This is a genomic window from Tamlana crocina, assembly GCF_012037625.1.
On the sequence record NZ_JAAVJS010000005.1, the window covers coordinates 102,739 to 121,718 of the forward strand.

Here is an 18,980-nt window from a genome sequence, read left to right on the forward strand (position 1 = left end):
CTACTTTTCTTTAAGCAGCTTTAGTTTATCCGTTTTAAGAACAGTTTTTAGCCAGGTTTTCAGTTCATCTTCCCTTTTAGTTTTAACACTATCTTTAAGTTTTGTGTTCCATTTTACGCTAACCACGTCAACCGTATCTACTTTAATGAAATCGGTAGATTCCAGCATTTTGGCCATTCCGAAATAAGTTAAATCCGAAAATTTAATTTTGGCATCTTTCGCCAGGCTTGAATACAACACTACGTTCGCCTTTTTAGCTTTGTCTTCCAATTGGTCATTCAAACTCACTACATTATTTTTAAGGGTTTCAATTTCTTCCCTAAGCCCGTTAATAACGTAATCTTTTTGTTCAATTTCAATGGTGGCTTTATCGTAAAGCTCTAAAATTTTATCGGAACTTCTGTTTTTATTCCCCGAGATATTCAGTTTAAAATATTGAATGTTTTCGTAATCTTCCAGCTCGTTTTCCAAATCGCTGATAGTAGCATCGTTAAGCTCCCCATTAAAATAAAGTGATATGGTTTGAGTATCCATATTCATACTATGCCTTTGAAGCCACAAGTTTTCGTTCGATTCTACTTCGTTTTTTATAAAATTGTTGTAATCTCTTTGGTAGCGGCTTTCAGTAAGCACATTAATAAAAGTCCATATGGCGGGAATCATCACTACCACCGCCAAAGCTGTAGCTATCCTCGAAATAAAACGGCGTTTTTGCGAGTTGGCATACCGCAACATAGGGAACCGCAGTAGTTTTAAAACTAAAAACGTAGCCAGAGCAATAAAAATGGTGTTGATGGTAAACAAGTACATGGCCCCGCCAAAATAAAGCAGATTGCCTTCTGCAAGACCGTATCCTGCCGTACACAAGGGCGGCATTAAAGCTGTGGCAATGGCCACACCAAAAATAACCGAAGCGATTGTTCCTTTTTTGGTACGAGCGATAATGAGCGCCAATCCGCCAAAAAAGGCTATGAGCACATCCCGAATATCAGGACGGGTTCTCCCTAAAAGTTCGGAGGTTTCTTCACTAAGCGGAAAGAGCCAAAAGAATAAAAAAGCAGTAATTAAACTGAGCCCAATCATAATGGCCAAATTGACCAGCGACCGTTTTAGGGTATCGATATCGTTTATGGCTATAGATAGCCCAACACCCAAAATAGGCCCCATTAATGGCGAAATTAACATGGCACCGATAACCACAGCGGTAGAGTTGGCATTTAAGCCTATGGAAGCCACAAAAATAGAACAGACCAAAATCCAAGCTGTTGCACCTTTAAAAGAAATATCGGCCTTTATCGCTGTAATGGTGGCTTCTCTATCGGTATCGTCTCTAAAATCTAAAAGTTCTTTTAAAAACTTACTAACGCTTGCCGCCAAACCTTGAGCCTCTTTTTTTATTTCTTCTTTAGACTGCTCAACGTTTACTTTCTTTTTCTCCTCTTCCTCAGAGAAATTGAATTTGCTTTCTTCGCTCATATTCTAGCCGTATTGCTCACCAAACTTGTCCTTTACTTTTTGGAGTGTTTGCTTAATATCTTGTTCTTTGGACTTAGGAAAGATAAGCAAAACTTCGTCTTTATCAACAATAATATAATCTTGAATGCCGTCAATTACCACAATTTTATCTTTTGGGGTGCTTATCATATTTCCGGTAGCATCTTCAACCAGTGTTCTAGCGTTAACCACCGCATTGCCGTTTTCACTTTTATCCAATTTATCATAAAGGCTTCCCCAAGTACCCAAATCGTTCCAATCGAAATCTGCAGCAATCACATACACATTGTTCGATTTTTCCATAATGGCATAATCTACCGAAATGTTTTCTGCTTTCGGGTAGTTTTCTTCAATAAAAGCGGCTTCGGCTTCGGTATTATATGCTGAAATCCCCGCTTCAAAATGAGCGTACAAACTGGGTTGATTACCTTTAAAAGCTTCAACCACACTTTTTACGCTCCACATAAAAATGCCTGCATTCCACAGAAAATTCCCTTTGGCGATAAACTCCTTTGCGGTATCGTAATCCGGTTTTTCCCTAAACTGGTTTACCGATTTAATATCTTCGGAAGCCGATTTATCAAATTCAATATAACCATAGCCTGTGTTCGGAAACGTGGGCTGAATGCCCAATGTCATCAAAGCATCATTTTCTTGGCAAAAATCGAATGCCTGTTTTACGTTTTTCGAAAAGGCTTGTTCGTCTTCAATCCAATGGTCGCTGGGCGCCACAATCATTACCGCATCTGGGTTTTCCTTTTGAATTTTTAAGGAAGCGTACAAAATACAGGGCGCTGTGTTACGCATGGCAGGCTCTAAAACCACTTGTTTCTGGGTGACTTCGGGAAGTTGTTCCAACACCAAATCGTTATAGCGCTCGTTGGTTAAAATATAAATATTTTCTTTGGGGATTAAATCGGCCAAACGGTGGAATGTTTTCTGTATCAATGTATCGCCCGTGCCCAGCATATCGTGGAATTGCTTAGGAAAATCTTGCGTACTCACAGGCCAAAATCTCGATCCTACTCCTCCGGCCATTAATATGGCATAATAATTTTTATTCATAAGTATTTTATTTTATCTGAAACACACATCAGCTTTTCGCCAATAATGCGTGCTTCATTATTAAATGATTTCGACTTCGGCATTGGGATTAAACAAGTACATTCTACCTGTTTTAACCTCAATACACTCAAAGCGCTTTACGCGCTTGTTCCCTTTTTTAAAGATCCTTCCGTTATAGAGTTTAAACTCCTGCCCTAAAGGTACTTCAAAAACATACGATTTATCGTTAGGTTCGTCAAATTGCTTTAAGGCTAAGGCTAAAGGCACATCGGTGTCGCTCGATGCCCGCGGATTTTTAAAATGCTTTGCCAAAAGCGGTAATAATTCCAAAGGAAACACTTCCGGATTTAAAAACGGTAACATTAAATGCTGAAACGTTTTTTTCCACTCAGCTCCATGTGGTTTTATAGACTTTCCGTATTTGTTATAAGCTTCAAAATGCGCTACTTCATGCACTAAAGTGATTAAAAAACGATATGGGTTAAGGTTTGAATTTATGGTTATTTGGTGCTTCCCATTGGGCAAACGCATATAATCGCCATGCCTGGTTTTGCGTTCTTTCTTAATTTTAACCGTTAAATGTTCATGCTCCAATAAACCTAAAATTCTGGGCAATGCTTTTGGCGGAATGTAATTTTGAAGTCGTTCTTGCATTACTGCTAAAATAAAAAGAATTTTCTTAAACCCACTACAATAGAATGCGCCTTAACAAATACTTTATTTTAATTGGTCCTGAAACTACCGCCGCAAAATTCTGTAATGTGATTGACGTCTTCCCAAGAAAAATAATTTTCATCGTGAAAACCCCTTTCGAATAATGCTTACCTTCAAACACAAATTTGATATTGTTGTAAAAAATGCTGAAATTCGTTTAAAGCAAACAAAAACTGAACCCATGGAAATGACCCGAACGGTAGAGCAATATTTTGAAGCAGGCTGCGGAAGATGCTCTCTCGGCGGCACCCCAGACTGCAAAGTACACACATGGATTACGGAATTGGAACTGTTGAGAAAACTGGTTTTACAATGCGGACTCACCGAAGAAAGCAAATGGGGCATGCCCACCTACACTTACAATGAAAAAAATGTATTGATGCTTTGTGCTTTTAAAAACCATAGTGCCATCAGTTTTTTTAAAGGCACTTTGCTGAACGATTCCAAAAACATTTTAGAAAGGCCAGGCGAAAACTCGCAAGCCGTTCGGTTGATTAAATTTACCGACACCGATAAAATCAAATCTCTGGAAAGCGATATCAAAGCTTACATTTTTGAAGCCATCGAAGCCGAAAAAGCAGGGTTGAAAATTAAATTTAAAAAGTCTCCCGAACCGCTCCCCGAAGAATTGGAACAAAAATTTGAAGAAGACCCCACTTTAAAATCCGCCTTCGAAGCCTTGACTCCCGGACGACAACGCGGGTACATTCTTTACTTTTCTGCCCCAAAACAATCTAAAACCCGAATTTCCCGAATTGAAAAATGTACCGGTAAAATTTTAAATGGGGAAGGCTTGCATGATAAATATCAAAAAAGAAAAAATTAACTTGCTAAGGCGTAGAATTAGAAACCTGCAACAATTTACCGTTGTAATATTTTTGTCCTGTTAGTGAGAAATTAAAAATATACTCTGCCATTTCCTGTGCGGTGGTTGGCGCTTGGTAACCCGGAAAAGCTTCCTCGAGCATTTCGGTCTGTACTGCACCTAAAGCCAACACATTAAATGATATTCCTGATTCTTTATATTCTTCCGCGAGTAATTCGGTTAAAGTAATTACGGCGGCCTTACTGGAACTGTAGGCGGCCAAGCCCGGAAACTTCATACTGCCTTGAACGCCTCCCATGGAACTAATGGTTACCACATGGCTTTCTTCTTTCATAAAAGGCAATGTCACTCTGGTTAATTCGGCAACACCATAAACGTTGGTTTTGTAAACCGCCTCGAAATCTTGCATGCATATTTCTGAAAACGGTTTATTTAACAGCATGCCGGCATTGTTTATCAGAACATCAACTTGTTGCCAATTTTCATTTATGAAATTTTCAACTTTTGCATAGGCATCTTCATCTGTCAAATCGAAGGAAAAACAAGTAGTGTTTTTCAATCCCAAATCAAGAATGGACTTATCGTTTCTAGAAAGCGCCAACACCTGATGCCCAGCATTTGAAAATAATTTTACCAATTCAAAACCAATCCCTCTGCTTGTTCCTGTTATAATGATGTTTTTACTCATTGCTCAATTTTATTTCTTTGGTTGGCGCGTTAATCATGCCTTCTAACGCCGGTATCATTTTGTTTATAAAGTTTTGCATGTGGACTAAATCCATTTTATCGGCTTCGTCATCAACGTGGTGGTAATATTCAAAATTGGTAAAATCGAAGGTTGAAATGGCTTGTGCTGGAATTTTAAAAGCGTTGTAAAACGGATAGTTATCAGAGCGCTTAAACAAATTATACTGCTTGGCTTGTGGCAAAAAGCCAACAACCTTATCCTGTGCATATTCATTTAGCTTTTCAGCCATATTGGTCAGTTCAAAACCCGTTATATAAGCTAAAGTTTTACTCTCAGCTCGGGGCACTCCCACCATTTCAAAGTTAATCATGGTGTACAAATCCAAATTTTCTGTTTTAAGTCTTTCGGCTAAATGTTCCGAACCTTTTAACCCCATTTCTTCGGCATCATAAAGCGTAAATAATATACTGCGTTTATTGGTTTTGGTTTTGGCGAAGTATTTTGCCCACTCTAAAACCGCTACTGTTCCCGAAGCGTCGTCGTTGGCTCCATTGGCAATATTATCACCATCAACGGCTTCCACAATGCCTATATGGTCGTAATGGGCACCGAGAACAACGAATTCATTTTTCAGTTCTGAATCATGGCCTTCAAGATATCCCACAATATTATAACCATCTAACGTCTTTACTTTAAAGCTGTCGCGATACGTTTCAAAATAAGGCTGAACCTCATGTTTTTTGAAAACCCTTTCGATAAATTGTGCCGCCGACTCTAACCCTACCGATCCTGTTTGCCTGCCTTTTAATGCATCGGAAGCTAAATATTCCAAAGCCGATTTCATATCGGTTTTCGGTAACTTAACAATTGACTTTTCAATACTGGTTTCCGCAGTATTTCCTTCGGCAATCCTCTGCTGTGAGCCACAACCCAATAACGTTAAACCGCTTAAAAAAACTAAGAATTTGTTCATGCTGAAATTTTAAAAACTAAAGATAAAAAAAACCTGCATCAAATGAATGAAACAGGTTTTTGTATTGTTAGTTGAGTGGATTTACAACTATGCAATCATAGTTACAGGATTCTCAATAAATGTTTTTAAGGTTTGTAAGAACTGTGCACCTACGGCACCGTCAACAGTACGGTGATCGCAAGCTAAAGTCAACATCATCGTATTACCAACCACAATTTGTCCGTTTTTAACCACTGGTTTCTGAACAATAGCCCCAACCGATAAAATCGCTGAGTTTGGTTGATTAATAATTGATGTAAAACTTTCAATACCGAACATTCCTAAATTAGAAACTGTAAAGGTACTGCCCGTCATTTCGTCTGGCTTTATTTTCTTGTTTCTAGCTTTACCCGCTAAATCGCGCACAGCAGAACCGATTTGGGTTAAGCTCAATGCGTTGGTATGCTTAATTACCGGCACCACCAATCCGTCGTCTACCGCAACAGCAACTCCTACATGAATATGACTGTGGAATTTAGTTACATTATCACTCCAAGTAGTATTTACTTGAGGGTGCTTTGCCAATGCCATTGCACAAGCCTTAACCACCATATCGTTAAAAGATACTTTGGTATCTGGAATCTCGTTGATTGTTTTACGTGAAGCAATAGCGTTATCCATGTCTACTTCAATATTTAAGTAGAAATGTGGCGCACTGAATTTAGAATTACCCAATGATTTAGCAATCGCTTTACGCATAGAAGAATTTTTAACCTCTTCAGTTTTCTCTTCGCCCGCAACAGCAAAGCCTGTAACTGGAGCAGCGCTTTCGGCAGCAGCTGCAGCTGGTTCATAATTTTCTATATCGCGCTTAACAATACGTCCATTTTCACCAGAGCCTTGTACTTTTGTTAAGTTGATGCCTTTTTCATCGGCTAGTTTTTTCGCTAATGGCGACACAAACACGCGTCCGTTTTCTGTAACAGGCGTTGGTTTTGGCGCACTGGATTTTGATTCAGATTTAGAAGCTGACGCTTTCGGCGCTTCTTTTTTGGGTGCTTCTTGTTTTGGAGCATCTTCCTTCTTAGCAGGTCCAGCAGAAAAATTAGCAGCTACACCAGAAACATCGGTTCCTTCTGGGCCGATGATTGCCAATAAAGAATCTACTTTTGCCGATTCGCCTTCCTGCAACCCAATCTCCAATAAAGTACCCGATTGGAACGATTCGAATTCCATAGTCGCTTTATCGGTTTCGATTTCAGCCAAAATATCACCTTCCTCTACTTTGTCACCTACTTTTTTCAACCAAGTGGCCACCGTTCCTTCTTCCATAGTATCGCTTAATCGAGGCATGGTAACCACAATAACACCCTCTGGAAGTTCTTGAGCAGGTGCTTCACTTTCTTGAGAACCCTCTGCTTCACTTGAAGCCTCTTCAACCGTTTCTTCTTTTTCTTCCGCGGAAGCAGTACCACCATTCAACAAGCCAGAAATATCTTCACCTTCTTCCCCGATAATGGCTAAAAGCTCATCTACTTTTGTGGTTTCGCCTTCTTGAACCCCAATATGAAGCAGCGTCCCTTCGTTAAAAGACTCAAACTCCATAGTGGCTTTATCGGTTTCAATTTCAGCTAAAATATCGCCTTCCTCTACTTTATCTCCTACTTTTTTTAACCAAGCCGCAACGGTACCTTCTTCCATGGTATCGCTTAAACGCGGCATATTTACTACTATTGCCATAGCTTATATTTTGTGTTGAATAAATGGATAATCCTCTTGTTCGTAAACGGCATCGTACATCACGCTTTTTTCTGGCCAAGGTGATTCTTCTGCGAATTTTTCGCATTCAGAAACGCGTGCCTTTACTTGCTTATCTATTTCTTTTATTTCATCTTCAGAAGCATACTTCTTCTCAACAATGATGTCCTTTACTTGCGTTATTGGATCAATTTTCTTGTACTCTTCTACTTCTTCTTTTGTTCTGTAGTGCTGGGCATCACTCATAGAGTGTCCTCTATATCGGTATGTTTTAAGCTCTAAGAATGTTGGGCCATCACCACGACGACCTCTTTGAATGGCTTCATCGAATGCTTCGGCCACTTTTACTGGGTTCATTCCATCCACTGGTCCACATGGCATATCGTAGCCTAAACCTAATTTCCAAATTTCGGTATGGTTGGCTGTTCTTTCTACTGAAGTTCCCATGGCGTATCCGTTGTTTTCACAAACAAATACTACTGGCAACTTCCAAAGCATAGCTAAGTTGAATGCCTCGTGAAGCGACCCTTGACGGGCTGCACCATCACCAAAACAACATAAAGTAACTGCATCGCTACCGTGGTACTTATCACCAAAAGCAATACCCGCTCCTAAAGGAATTTGCCCACCAACAATACCATGACCGCCATAAAAACGGTGCTCTTTTGAAAAGATATGCATAGAACCACCCAAACCTTGAGAAGTCCCTGTGCCTTTTCCATACAATTCGGCCATAACGCGTTTTGGGTCCACACCCATACCTATTGGCTGAACGTGGTTACGATAGGCGGTTATCATTTTATCTTTGGTCAAATCCATGGCGTGTAAGGCTCCTGCCAATACTGCTTCCTGACCATTGTACAAGTGAAGAAATCCTCTTACTTTTTGTTGAATATATACTGCAGCTAGTTTGTCTTCAAACTTTCTCCAGAATAACATGTCTTCATACCATTTGAGGTAAACCTCTTTTGTGATTTTTTGCATGGAATACTTTTATAATTTTTTATAAGCGAAATACAAAAGTAACACATTGTGCCGTATTGGAAAAACCCAATTTCATTAAAGTAAAAAAAATATAAATATTTTACTTCTGTCTTTCTTCTTTAAATATTTAACAATAATTTTTAAGCAATTGTAGATTTATTCAAAACTTCAATCGATTAAGCAAACTTAAAACTACGTAAAACAGCCTAAAGCACAGACTTATCGAACATAAAAGGCAACAAATTTTTTATGGAAAGGGATTGGGCAACCTGACCTGTTTCCCCCATGAAATAAATTTCGATAGGTGTACTTTGTTTTATTTCATATTCTGAAATGGCCTGCCTACACGCCCCGCACGGCGGTATCGGCGTTTGAGTTATATTGGTTTTTGAACCTGCACAAATAGCCATTTTCAACATTTTCGCATCGGGGTACTGTGCTCCGGCCGCGTAAATTGCCGTGCGCTCGGCACATAGCCCTGAGGGGTAAGACGCGTTTTCTTGATTGCTTCCGGTGACCACTGCACCGTTATCCAAAAGGATGGCCGCACCAACGCTAAAATTGGAATAGGGCGCATAAGCCTTTGTTCTAGCGTTTATGGCGCTTTGCATCAAATTAAAAGCATCGATCGGGAGTTCTCCCAAACCTTCAAAAAGTCTTAATTTTGTTTCTATTTTTATTTCTTTCATATAGACGTGTGTTCAGTAAAAATAACAAACTCTGTTAAACAAAAAAACTATCGCCCAAGCAATAGTTTTTTTTATCTAACTGTTCATATTGAGATACTGAAACAACCCTTCGACTTCGCTCAGGATGATGATAGCATCTAGTATTCGTAATACTCTCCAGCGCCAATATTGAAGGTTAACGAAAATCGCAATGTTCCTTCTAATGGACTTTGTACTTTTGATGCGGAGAACAAATACGACAAATCGATATTTACCACGTTGGCCTTAAACCCGGCACCCAATGCCAAAAACTTTCTGGCTCCTTTTTCTTCGCTTTCGTTGAAATAACCACCACGGAAGGCGAAAGAATCTTGATAGGTATACTCGGCACCCAAAGCCCAAGTAAACTCTTTTAACTCTTCACTGAATCCGCCCGGTGCGTCACCGAAAGACTGGAATATTCCTGACAAAAAGCTAACATCTTGCGACTGCCCTTCGTAAATAACGTTTTCGGTTTCCCGGATTAAATTGTCTTCATCCTCTTCGTAAGTACCATTTCCGTTTTGGTCTTCAAAAACAATTTCCGTTCCTAATTTAGGCGGTGTTGGCACTAACAATTTAGCCACTTCGGCCGTTACCGACACTTTATTGTAATCGTCGAAAATAAAATCGAAGCCACCCCCTAAGCGTAAGTTGGTTGGCTGAAAGTTTTCTGTTCCTCCTTCATCATATTTAAATTTTGGCCCCACATTTTGAATGGCAAAACCACCACGCCACCTTCCGTTAAAATCAGAATAGGCCTGCTCTTCACTTTGGTAATACCCAGAAATATCAACTCCAAAAGTATTGGCTGCCGTTGCATCGCCATCAACACCATTTAATCTTAAATCGGAACGCAAATAGCGCATAGCTACCGACATCGCGAATTGATCGGACAAACGCAAAGCATAAGATGCATCAATAGTTAATTCGTTGGGACGCTGAATAAGCGGCTCTGAAAATTCATCTGGAACAAATTCTATATCCCCCAAAGAAAAATATTTCAAGCTCACCCCGAAGGCACTCCGTTCATCCAAACGGTTGAAATAAGTTAGGTTTCCTAAGAAAATATCATTCACCAATTTACTCAAGTACGGCGTGTAACTTACCCCGATTCCCGATTTGGTTTCTGAAAAAGCATATTTTGATGAGTTCCATTGTTGAGAAAAGGCATCTACACTGGTAGCCACCCCCATGTCACCCATACCTGCGGCACGCGCATCTGGTGCAATGAGCACAAACGGAACACCTGTTGTAATTACCCTCGAATCGTTTTCGTTAGGTATAATCACGGTAGTTTCTTGGGCATTGGTTTTTAAGGCAAAAGCAAATGCTAATAATAGCAATAATCTATTCTTCATGAATTCATTTTTAGTTAGCAAATATAATTTTTTTTAGAGTATTACAAGTTTTTCAATTTTTTCGACCGTTTTGTTCAGCACATTCGAGCGTACCCTCAATTTATACACATAAACGCCTTTTCCTATTTTATCGCCAAAATCGTCTCGGCCGTCCCAAACTAAATCGCGAGACAATGAGCTATTGGTTATGGCCCCTCCCGAGGTTTGCCCGTTTAGGGTTCTCACCAATTTCCCGGAAACGGTGAATATCTGTATAGAAACGTCTAAAGGCTCTGAACTATTGTGATTGAACCAAAATTCTGTGTAATTAACAAACGGATTAGGGTAGTTTAGCACATTATTAATTACCAAATCCTCATCTTTATCGAATACAATAAATTGAATTTCGGAAGTTGCCGAATTATTGTAAACATCCCACGCCTTAAGGGTTAAGGTGTGCAAGCCAGGTTCTAAATCGCGCATAGGGAAATTTACAACGCCCTTAGTATAATCATCTACCTCGGTTTGATAATAATCATTTAAAATTATAGGATTGGTTTCATCGCCATCTAAAATAGCTACAATATCGTGACCAATACCACTGGCCGTATTTATACCGTTAGCATCTTCCAGTTTGGCCAATAAGGTGGGCGACTCGTTGGTAATACCCCCCGAAACGAAACTTTCATCGTTCATATAAAGTGTAATGACCGGCCCAATATTATCTTCTGCAGCATTTTCATTGAGTCCGCCAATTTTAACCGTGTTAACACTCGCACCCGACCGGTCTTGCGTCAATTCCTGATCTTTCACATAAAAGCTCACCTTACCAAAACCAACAGGAATACCAATATCCTTTGGCACCACAAAATCGAACTCAAACTGTCCGTTTTTTACCGAAGCCTGCCCTCTAAAAATAATTTCGCCAAGGGTTTTAAAATCCAGTTTCACCAATTCACCATTCAATCTAGTGCCATCATTTGCCAAAGTTTGGCGTTCAATATCTTTATCGTAAATGGTGGTTGAAAGCGTACCGTTGTAGTCGGAAAGCAAATTGCCTGACAGATCGGTTACTTCGCCAGCCAGTTTAACATAACCCAAAGCCTTTAAAGTATCGGTAGCTTGCACGATGGGCACATCGTTTATTTGAGTTAACCTAATATTAGGTTGCGGAAACGCCAATTTCATAGCCGGATCGCCAATAAAAAAAATCAAACGTTTTTGGCTGGACCCCGAAACAGCCGAATCGCTTTTGGCCAACCTTAATGCTTCGGCCATCGAAGGATATTCATAATCGCCGTAATTATCATTATCACTATACGAAAACAAATATTGCCCCAAAATGCTATTAAAATTAATGGCAAAACTCACAAAAATTTGTCGCGTGGTAGTAATCAAACCAATAGCTCCCGCTCTTTCGTTCCAATATGTAAATTCACCGGCCGTTTCCCTAAAAGGATTGTCGAACCTAGTAAACTCGCAAGTTACGGTAACAAAACAGTTTAATTTACCAAAATTGCGAAACCCTTCGATATCGGGCTTGAGCAAAATACGTTCTTCTGCCAACCCGTCTTCACCTCCGTGACCAAAGTAATTAACGACCAAAGCCCCGTTATCAACGGCATTTGCGATTTCGGTGGTTACTGCCGGATACCGTTCTCCTCCTGCCGAAAACTCCTGTTTAAACGCATCGGAATGTATTTTAACCACATTCATAAAAGGCTTGGATTCGGTAACCAGATTCCCTATTTCGTCGGTAGTTTCCTGAAGCAAGCCTTCCCAATCTTGGTCTACGTCGTCTGATATCACCACAAAATTATTCCGCCAGCTTCCTAAAGCTTCTTTAGTGTAGTACGATTCTATTTTGTCCACCATGGTTTTGGCGCGCTGCGGCGTATCGGCCAATATTCTGCCTACCGCGATATCTAATCCTTCGGAAGTGCCCATCATACCTTCATTGTTGTCCATCATCCCATAAAAATCATCCGAAACAAACGAGCTTGCCAAACTGAAGCTATTATAAGAATACCACGAAGGCACCACGTTGGTGTTGTTTGGAATTCGGTCTTTATAGTCAAAAGAAGCATCGCCAACCAAACACAAATATTTCACTCTGTTTTCTGGCGAACTGGCATTATCGTAAACATATTTCACCATGTTTCGAATGGCAGCAATATCGGGATTTCCAGAACTAAACTCGTTGTAGATTTCGGTAAGGCTAAACACCTTTACGTTTAAACCGTATTGGTTTCTATTAATTTGCGCCAAACGTTCGGCGTGGTTCAGCATATTGTCGGGAGCGACAATTAAATAATCGACATCCTGAAATTGACCTTCACTATTCTGAAATACCGTACCTTTAATATTTTGATTTGGCACCGTGGTAGTCCTATCGAATTGTGGGGTAAAATAATCAGACGGCGATACAGCCACATAAGTTTTTAAACTTCCCATTGCGGATTTAAAACTTAAGGAAGAACTGTTGTCGGTATTCACAAAATTCGTGACATTGTAAATATCGGTAATATCCCAAATTTCTGAAAGATTATCCGCATTGGTAACATTGTACTGGGCAACACCCGAAGCCGATGCCACTGCACTGTTTTTAAACTTAAATTGCTTGCCATTGAAATTTAAACGCCTCGTGCCTTCAACCGAAATATAATCTAAATACCCCAACGTACTCGGGTTGCCACGGTTATCAAATTCCAACTCCACAGAAACGCTTGGTGAAGTGACATTAATATTACCGCTGAAAGTTGCTCCACTTGCATACGTCGGACTACTCACTCCCGAAAACGATAATGCTACTTGGTTGTTCCCATTGACCCTAACGTTCATGGCACTACCTACACTTCCCGTGGCTGCAGCAACCACGCTCAATCTTATGGATTCATCGGTAACCAAATCTGGAAAATCAAACTCGAAGGCTTTTTTACTTTCTACATCAAAGCGGTCGCCAAACCAACGCCTGCCCAACGACACCAAATTATATTCATCAATCTCATGAAATTGATAATCTTCAAAAGTATCGATTACCATATCTGCCGCGGCCGTAGGTTGGGCCAATGCCTGAATACGCTTTCCATTTCCCGCCCCAACATTGATATAATAATAGGTCTTATCGGTATAGCAATTTATGTGTGTTCGGCTATCGCTGTTATAGCCTTTTGGGCCTTCTCCATAAAATAAAATATAATCGCTATCGTTAAAAACGCCATCTTCCTCGCCAATAAATTTAATCGCATTTTCGGGCACATCAAACGGATAAGAAACGGCATTAGAATGGGGCGCCATACGGCCGCCATGCCCAAACAACTTTATATTACGCGGATCCACACTATTCACATTTACCCCTAAACGCTGTAAAAAGCTTTTTGACAATCTGAAAACACCCGTGGTATCGATGTAAAACCGATACCATTCGCCCGAATTCAACACCGAATTTGAAATGGAGGCTACAGCCGAAGACTTACTCGCCAATCTGCGGTTTTGCACACTACTGCTTCTACCTGTTTTATAATTTAATTGAAAAGACAGCACTTTTTTAAACTGTCCGTTTTCATCTTTAACAATAGGCGTTAAACGAAACAAAATGTGATTTTTATCTCGTGCTTTTGAATTTTTCAGACTATATTTTAAAGTACTTGGAATTGTGGCAACCTCTACATCCTTCAGTTCACTCTTTGAAATGGGTTGATACGACACATTGGTTAGGCTTACCGAATTTTCGTCAACCGTTGTTTTTTCATTCCATTGATCGACAAACTGCAATCCGTCGTTAAAATCGAAAACGAAATTAGCCCCATCAAAAGCGGGCACCTCAACAATAACCTCTCCTACAGAGAGACTTTGCGCCCCTTTCCAAGTTATTTTATAATTTTTCTGTTGCGCAAAGGTTACAATCGGAACCAACAACAGCGTAAGTAGTATTTTCTTTTTCATTGCTAAATTAACGCCAATAAAGCCCTGTTATTATCAAAAAACCAACAATTTGGTAAACTAGACCAAAAATACAATAATAAATTTGTAATACGAGCGTTAATACAACACAAAACACTGTCGGAAAACGACAAAAACATCGACGTAAGGTTTAAAAAACAGGGTGAAATACACATTTTTTTGGTTAAAATGCAAAAAATAGCTTGCGTTATTGGCTTTAATTATTATATTGCACCACCAAAACAATATTAGCTTACTTAAAAGTATGGATATGAAAAAAGTAGTAGCGTTAAAATTTCTGTTAGTTGTTGCGCTAACAGTTACTGCAACTGGTTGTAAAAAATCATCGAGCTCCAAAAACACTTCCAGAGCAACCGGATGGGATATCAATAAAAGGGAAGGCGGTTTTCAATATAACACAGACTTCAAAGAACAGGAAACTTCACCAGGACTGGTATTTATTGAAGGTGGAACATTTACCAAAGGTCGTGTACAGGACGACGTTATGCACGATTGGAACAACAGCCCCACCCAACAGCACGTACAGTCCTTTTATATGGACGAAACCGAAGTTACCAACATGATGTATGTGGAGTACTTAGATTATCTTAAGCGTGTTTACCCACCTTCTGAAGATATGTACAAAGCCATATATACAGGTGCTTTACCAGACACTTTAGTTTGGAGAAATCGTTTAGGATATAACGAAGTTATGACAGAAAACTACTTGCGCCACCCTGCCTATGGTGAGTATCCTGTAGTTGGAGTTAGCTGGATTCAAGCTGTAGAATTTGCGAATTGGAGATCTGATCAAGTAGCTCAGAGAGCGCTTCAATTAGAAGGGTATCTAAAACGCGATTCACACTTAGAAGTGGATGCCGATCAAACTTTTAGTACCGACACTTACATTAATGCACCTACCGAAGCTTTTGGAGGTAACGAAGAAATCACAAGACCAGAACGAGGAAATAGAAACATACGAGTGGATGCTGACGGTAACGAATCTGGTGTTTATGCTACACGCTCAACAGGTGTTATCCCACCAAAATACAGACTCCCAACCGAAACCGAATGGGAATACGCCGCTTTAGGATTAAGCGAAATAAGAAGCTACAACTTGTACCGTGGTCGTAAAAAATACCCATGGGAAGGACAGTACACCCGTAATGGTTCACGTAAATACCGTGGCGACCAATTAGCCAACTTCAAGCAAGGAAAAGGTGATTACGGCGGAATCGCTGGATGGTCTGACGATGGTGCCGACATTACCAATGCTGTGAAATCATACGAACCAAACGATTACGGTTTATACGACATGGCTGGAAACGTAGCCGAGTGGGTTGCCGATGTTTACAGACCAATTGTTGATGACGAGTTTAACGATTTCAACTACTACCGCGGAAACGTTTACACCAAAAACGCCTTAAACGAAGATGGCACAGTTAAAGTCGTAACTGCCGACGATATTGTTTACGACACACTTTCCAACGGAAAAGTAATTGCCAGAAACTTACCTGGAGAAATCAAGCAAGTGGCTATCGATGAAAACGAAACCTACTTAAGAACTAATTTCGACAGAAGCAATCAAATCAACTTTAGAGATGGAGATAAGCGTTCATCACGAGGCTATCAAAGTTTTAATGATGATGAAGGTGCCGATGGTGCTTCATCTGAAACTAGGGGCATGTACAACTCGCCAAAGCACAGAATCACAAGAGATTCGCTTGGAAACATTGTTAGAGAGTACGACCAAAGCAACAACAGAACATCTTTGATTAACGACGAAGTTAGAGTTTACAAAGGTGGCTCTTGGAAAGATAGAGAATACTGGTTAGACCCAGCTCAAAGACGCTACTTCCCACAAGATATGGCTACCGATTATATCGGGTTTAGATGTGCGATGTCTCGTTTAGGTTCAAAAAGTAAAATGACCAACAAAAAGAAAAACTAAACCTAGTTTTTAAAAATATACCAAAAAGTCCTGATGATGTATCAGGACTTTTTTTATACATTTAAATCCACAAACAAAACCGCATCATCATTGGAAATAAAAGCAATCCACCGCCTATTTTTAAACTGCAACGCCGCCAATACCGATACACGGAAAATAAAACCCAACGATATGTTTTTTGCCCTAAAAGGCGAAAACTTTAATGGTAACAGTTACGCAGAAAAAGCATTGGAACTTGGCGCTGCTTACGCTATCATTGATGAAGAAGAATTCCTTTCTTCAGAAAAAACGATTTTAGTCGACAATGTATTGGAAACACTACAACAATTGGCTTCATTCCACAGAGCGTTTTTGCACATTCCTATTATTGCCTTGACGGGAAGTAACGGCAAAACCACCACCAAAGAACTGATAAACGCGGTACTTTCACAAAAATTCAAGACTACGGCCACCATAGGTAATTTAAACAACCATATTGGCGTTCCGTTAACCTTACTTTCTATGACCAAGGATACTGAAATAGGTATTGTTGAAATGGGCGCCAATCATCAAAAAGAAATTGAGTTTTTATGCAGCATTGCCCAACCGGACTATGGCTACATCACTAATTTCGGCAAAGCCCATTTAGAAGGTTTTGGGGGCGTTGATGGCGTTATAAAAGGCAAGAGTGAAATGTATAATTATCTTATCGCGAACCACAAAACCATTTTTGTAAATGCCAATGACACCATACAGGTTGAAAAAACCAAAAAGGCCTCGATATTTTCTTTTGGACATTTAAACGACATTTCTGACGTCACTATTGAATTCAAAAACGCCCAACCTTTTGTAAAATCCACTTTTAACGACTTGGATATAGCAAGCAAACTCATTGGCGATTACAATTTTAATAATATATCTGCTGCCATTGCCATTGGCCATTATTTTAAAGTGGAAGACCAACTGATAAAAAAAGCGATTGAAAATTATATTCCATCCAATAACCGATCTCAAATTATTGAAAAAGGCACGAATAAAATTATTTTGGATGCTTATAATGCCAACCCGACCAGCATGACCGCCGCATTGCAAAATTTTAAAAAACAGGAAGGTTACAAAATAGCCATTTTGGGCGATATGTTTGAATTGGGCAACGAAGCCAAACAAGAACACCAAAACATTGCTGATTTAGCTGTTTCAATGGATATTGATTCCATTTTCTTTGTGGGTGAGAATTTTTATGGTTGTAATGTGAATTCTGAAAAAGCAAAGCAATATAAATCGTTTTCTGAATTTGAAACAGGTTTCAACACATCGAAAATAGAGAATACTACGCTTTTGATAAAAGGCTCCCGCGGCATGGCTTTGGAGCGGGCCTTAAACATTTTTTAAAATTTAGGCCGTTTAGCTTTTCCCTTTTTTCGAACATTCGCACTGAAAAACTAGATCCTAATTCAGGGGTTCAGCATGCCCCATAACACCAACGGCCAAGTAAGACCATTCAAAAACCAATTATGCAAGAAAACCTTTAATTTCGACGAAATGACCCAACAAGACTGTTAAAATTTTCACAAATATTGAACACTTTTTTTTTCATTTTTTTCTCAAAATATTAATTTCAACCGCCAAAAAATAGTCTGCATATAAAGCATTTTGTAATTAATAGATTAATCAATTTCATTTTTTAATAATAATTATTTTGTTTTGTTATGTTATTCAATTATTTACCAACACTAAGTGTTTCAAAGTGTTTTCGTTCATTATTCACTTTACTTTTATTTTTTCTTTTTGCAATATCTGCGAACTTGGTTGCCCAAAACAGAGCATCAAGTGGTACAGATAACAAATCGTCATTTTCTTCCGATTTAATTAACATTGAATCTTCGGCAGACCAAGTGTTCAGGTTTACCGGCACGCTACAAAACAACACCTCTGCCGACCAAATTTATGAACTTAGCGCAAAGCTGCCTGAGGGCTGGAGGACGGTTTTTAAAGCGAAAGGAAAGCAAATAACTTCCATTAAGGTAGACTCGGGAAAAAGAGAAACCATTAATTTGGAATTCTATCCTTCGCACCAGGCAAATCCGAAGAAATACGAAATTCCGGTAACAGCGGAATCTGAAGAAGAATCACTTAATTTAGATCTGGAAGCGGTAGTAAGCGGTGCTTATGCCCTTGAAATTACCACTCCATCGGGCAGATTGAGCGACAAGATTACCGAAGGCGAGAAAAAGGACATTCAATTGGTGGTTAAGAACACGGCCTCTTTAAAGCTTACCGATATAGACCTTAGCAGCAAAACCCCGCCCAAATGGAGCGTTGTTTTCAGTCCCTCTGAAATTGAAAGTCTCTCTCCCGGCGAAACCAAACAGGTTACTGCCACCGTAACCGTACCAGACAAAACCATTGCGGGCGATTACATGGCCACATTTACAGCAAAAAATGCGAGCACCAAAGACCAAGCCGTATTTAGGGTATCGGTTGTTACTTCTCTAACATCGGGGCTGCTGGGCACCGTAATAATTATTATAGCCATAGTTGTAGTTTACATTTTAATTAGAAAATACGGAAGAAGGTAGC

General features: G+C 39.6%; 14 protein-coding genes. 4 read left to right on the top strand and 10 right to left on the bottom strand.

Annotation, left to right across the window (positions count from 1 at the left end; translation table 11 throughout):
- From HC176_RS04920 to HC176_RS04930, 3 genes are read right to left on the bottom strand one after another with little or no spacing between them, the layout of a single operon-like run.
- Positions 1–1,476 carry a DUF389 domain-containing protein gene (locus HC176_RS04920; RefSeq protein ID WP_167917063.1) on the bottom strand — a complete coding sequence of 492 codons (1,476 nt, stop codon included), beginning with the start codon at positions 1,474–1,476 and terminating at the stop codon, positions 1–3.
- 3 nt (positions 1,477–1,479) lie between these two features.
- The gene (locus HC176_RS04925; protein ID WP_167917064.1) at positions 1,480–2,559 is read right to left on the bottom strand and encodes a mannose-1-phosphate guanylyltransferase; all 1,080 of its coding nucleotides are present in this window, start codon (positions 2,557–2,559) and stop codon (positions 1,480–1,482) included.
- A 60-nt stretch (positions 2,560–2,619) separates the two neighbouring features.
- Positions 2,620–3,213 (bottom strand): SprT-like domain-containing protein, encoded by a 594-nt coding sequence (locus tag HC176_RS04930; protein WP_167917065.1) that lies wholly within the window; start codon positions 3,211–3,213, stop codon positions 2,620–2,622.
- A gap of 163 nt (positions 3,214–3,376) precedes the next feature.
- Here HC176_RS04930 and HC176_RS04935 point away from each other — a divergent pair, with 163 nt between their 5' ends.
- The gene (locus tag HC176_RS04935) at positions 3,377–4,099 is read left to right on the top strand and encodes a YdeI/OmpD-associated family protein (RefSeq protein ID WP_245234839.1); all 723 of its coding nucleotides are present in this window, start codon (positions 3,377–3,379) and stop codon (positions 4,097–4,099) included.
- A gap of 4 nt (positions 4,100–4,103) precedes the next feature.
- Here HC176_RS04935 and HC176_RS04940 read toward each other — a convergent pair whose 3' ends face one another.
- From HC176_RS04940 to porU, 7 genes are all read right to left on the bottom strand, one after another.
- Entirely contained in the window at positions 4,104–4,787 is a 684-nt protein-coding gene (locus HC176_RS04940; protein ID WP_167917066.1) for an SDR family NAD(P)-dependent oxidoreductase, read from the bottom strand.
- The gene (locus tag HC176_RS04945) at positions 4,780–5,760 is read right to left on the bottom strand and encodes a M20/M25/M40 family metallo-hydrolase (protein WP_167917067.1); all 981 of its coding nucleotides are present in this window, start codon (positions 5,758–5,760) and stop codon (positions 4,780–4,782) included. Before HC176_RS04945 ends, HC176_RS04940 begins: the two co-directional genes overlap by 8 nt.
- 87 nt (positions 5,761–5,847) lie before the next feature.
- Positions 5,848–7,479: a pyruvate dehydrogenase complex dihydrolipoamide acetyltransferase gene (locus HC176_RS04950; protein ID WP_167917068.1), complete on the bottom strand. Its 1,632-nt coding sequence runs from the start codon at positions 7,477–7,479 to the stop codon at positions 5,848–5,850.
- A gap of 3 nt (positions 7,480–7,482) precedes the next feature.
- Positions 7,483–8,481: a pyruvate dehydrogenase (acetyl-transferring) E1 component subunit alpha gene (pdhA, locus tag HC176_RS04955; RefSeq protein WP_167917069.1), complete on the bottom strand. Its 999-nt coding sequence runs from the start codon at positions 8,479–8,481 to the stop codon at positions 7,483–7,485.
- A 206-nt stretch (positions 8,482–8,687) separates the two neighbouring features.
- Positions 8,688–9,170, bottom strand: coding sequence for a cytidine deaminase (gene cdd / locus HC176_RS04960; RefSeq protein WP_167917070.1), 483 nt, complete (start codon positions 9,168–9,170; stop codon positions 8,688–8,690).
- 137 nt (positions 9,171–9,307) lie between these two features.
- Positions 9,308–10,549 (bottom strand): type IX secretion system outer membrane channel protein PorV, encoded by a 1,242-nt coding sequence (gene porV / locus HC176_RS04965; protein ID WP_167917071.1) that lies wholly within the window; start codon positions 10,547–10,549, stop codon positions 9,308–9,310.
- 33 nt (positions 10,550–10,582) lie between these two features.
- Positions 10,583–14,473, bottom strand: a complete 3,891-nt coding sequence (gene porU, locus HC176_RS04970; RefSeq protein WP_167917072.1) for a type IX secretion system sortase PorU — start codon at positions 14,471–14,473, stop codon at positions 10,583–10,585.
- A 262-nt stretch (positions 14,474–14,735) separates the two neighbouring features.
- On the opposite strand from porU, the gene gldJ reads away from it, so the two are divergent.
- From gldJ to HC176_RS04985, 3 genes are all read left to right on the top strand, one after another.
- On the top strand, positions 14,736–16,421 hold the full coding sequence (gene gldJ / locus HC176_RS04975) for a gliding motility lipoprotein GldJ (RefSeq protein ID WP_209309667.1): 1,686 nt from the start codon (positions 14,736–14,738) through the stop codon (positions 16,419–16,421).
- 90 nt (positions 16,422–16,511) lie between these two features.
- Positions 16,512–17,792 carry a UDP-N-acetylmuramoyl-tripeptide--D-alanyl-D-alanine ligase gene (locus HC176_RS04980; RefSeq protein ID WP_167917074.1) on the top strand — a complete coding sequence of 427 codons (1,281 nt, stop codon included), beginning with the start codon at positions 16,512–16,514 and terminating at the stop codon, positions 17,790–17,792.
- A 413-nt stretch (positions 17,793–18,205) separates the two neighbouring features.
- The gene (locus tag HC176_RS04985) at positions 18,206–18,979 is read left to right on the top strand and encodes a COG1470 family protein (protein WP_167917075.1); all 774 of its coding nucleotides are present in this window, start codon (positions 18,206–18,208) and stop codon (positions 18,977–18,979) included.
- Position 18,980 lies beyond the last annotated feature (1 nt).

Excerpts from the sequence above, each read along its gene's own strand:
- HC176_RS04930 (WP_167917065.1), bottom strand. The coding sequence starts at position 3,213 with ATGCAAGAACGACTTCAAAATTACATTCCGCCAAAAGCATTGCCCAGA.
- porU (WP_167917072.1), bottom strand. The coding sequence starts at position 14,473 with ATGAAAAAGAAAATACTACTTACGCTGTTGTTGGTTCCGATTGTAACC.
- HC176_RS04945 (WP_167917067.1), bottom strand. The coding sequence starts at position 5,760 with ATGAACAAATTCTTAGTTTTTTTAAGCGGTTTAACGTTATTGGGTTGT.
- pdhA (WP_167917069.1), bottom strand. The coding sequence starts at position 8,481 with ATGCAAAAAATCACAAAAGAGGTTTACCTCAAATGGTATGAAGACATG.
- HC176_RS04940 (WP_167917066.1), bottom strand. The coding sequence starts at position 4,787 with ATGAGTAAAAACATCATTATAACAGGAACAAGCAGAGGGATTGGTTTT.
- HC176_RS04925 (WP_167917064.1), bottom strand. The coding sequence starts at position 2,559 with ATGAATAAAAATTATTATGCCATATTAATGGCCGGAGGAGTAGGATCG.
- HC176_RS04920 (WP_167917063.1), bottom strand. The coding sequence starts at position 1,476 with ATGAGCGAAGAAAGCAAATTCAATTTCTCTGAGGAAGAGGAGAAAAAG.
- gldJ (WP_209309667.1), top strand. The coding sequence starts at position 14,736 with ATGGATATGAAAAAAGTAGTAGCGTTAAAATTTCTGTTAGTTGTTGCG.
- HC176_RS04950 (WP_167917068.1), bottom strand. The coding sequence starts at position 7,479 with ATGGCAATAGTAGTAAATATGCCGCGTTTAAGCGATACCATGGAAGAA.
- HC176_RS04935 (WP_245234839.1), top strand. The coding sequence starts at position 3,377 with ATGCTTACCTTCAAACACAAATTTGATATTGTTGTAAAAAATGCTGAA.
- porV (WP_167917071.1), bottom strand. The coding sequence starts at position 10,549 with ATGAAGAATAGATTATTGCTATTATTAGCATTTGCTTTTGCCTTAAAA.
- cdd (WP_167917070.1), bottom strand. The coding sequence starts at position 9,170 with ATGAAAGAAATAAAAATAGAAACAAAATTAAGACTTTTTGAAGGTTTG.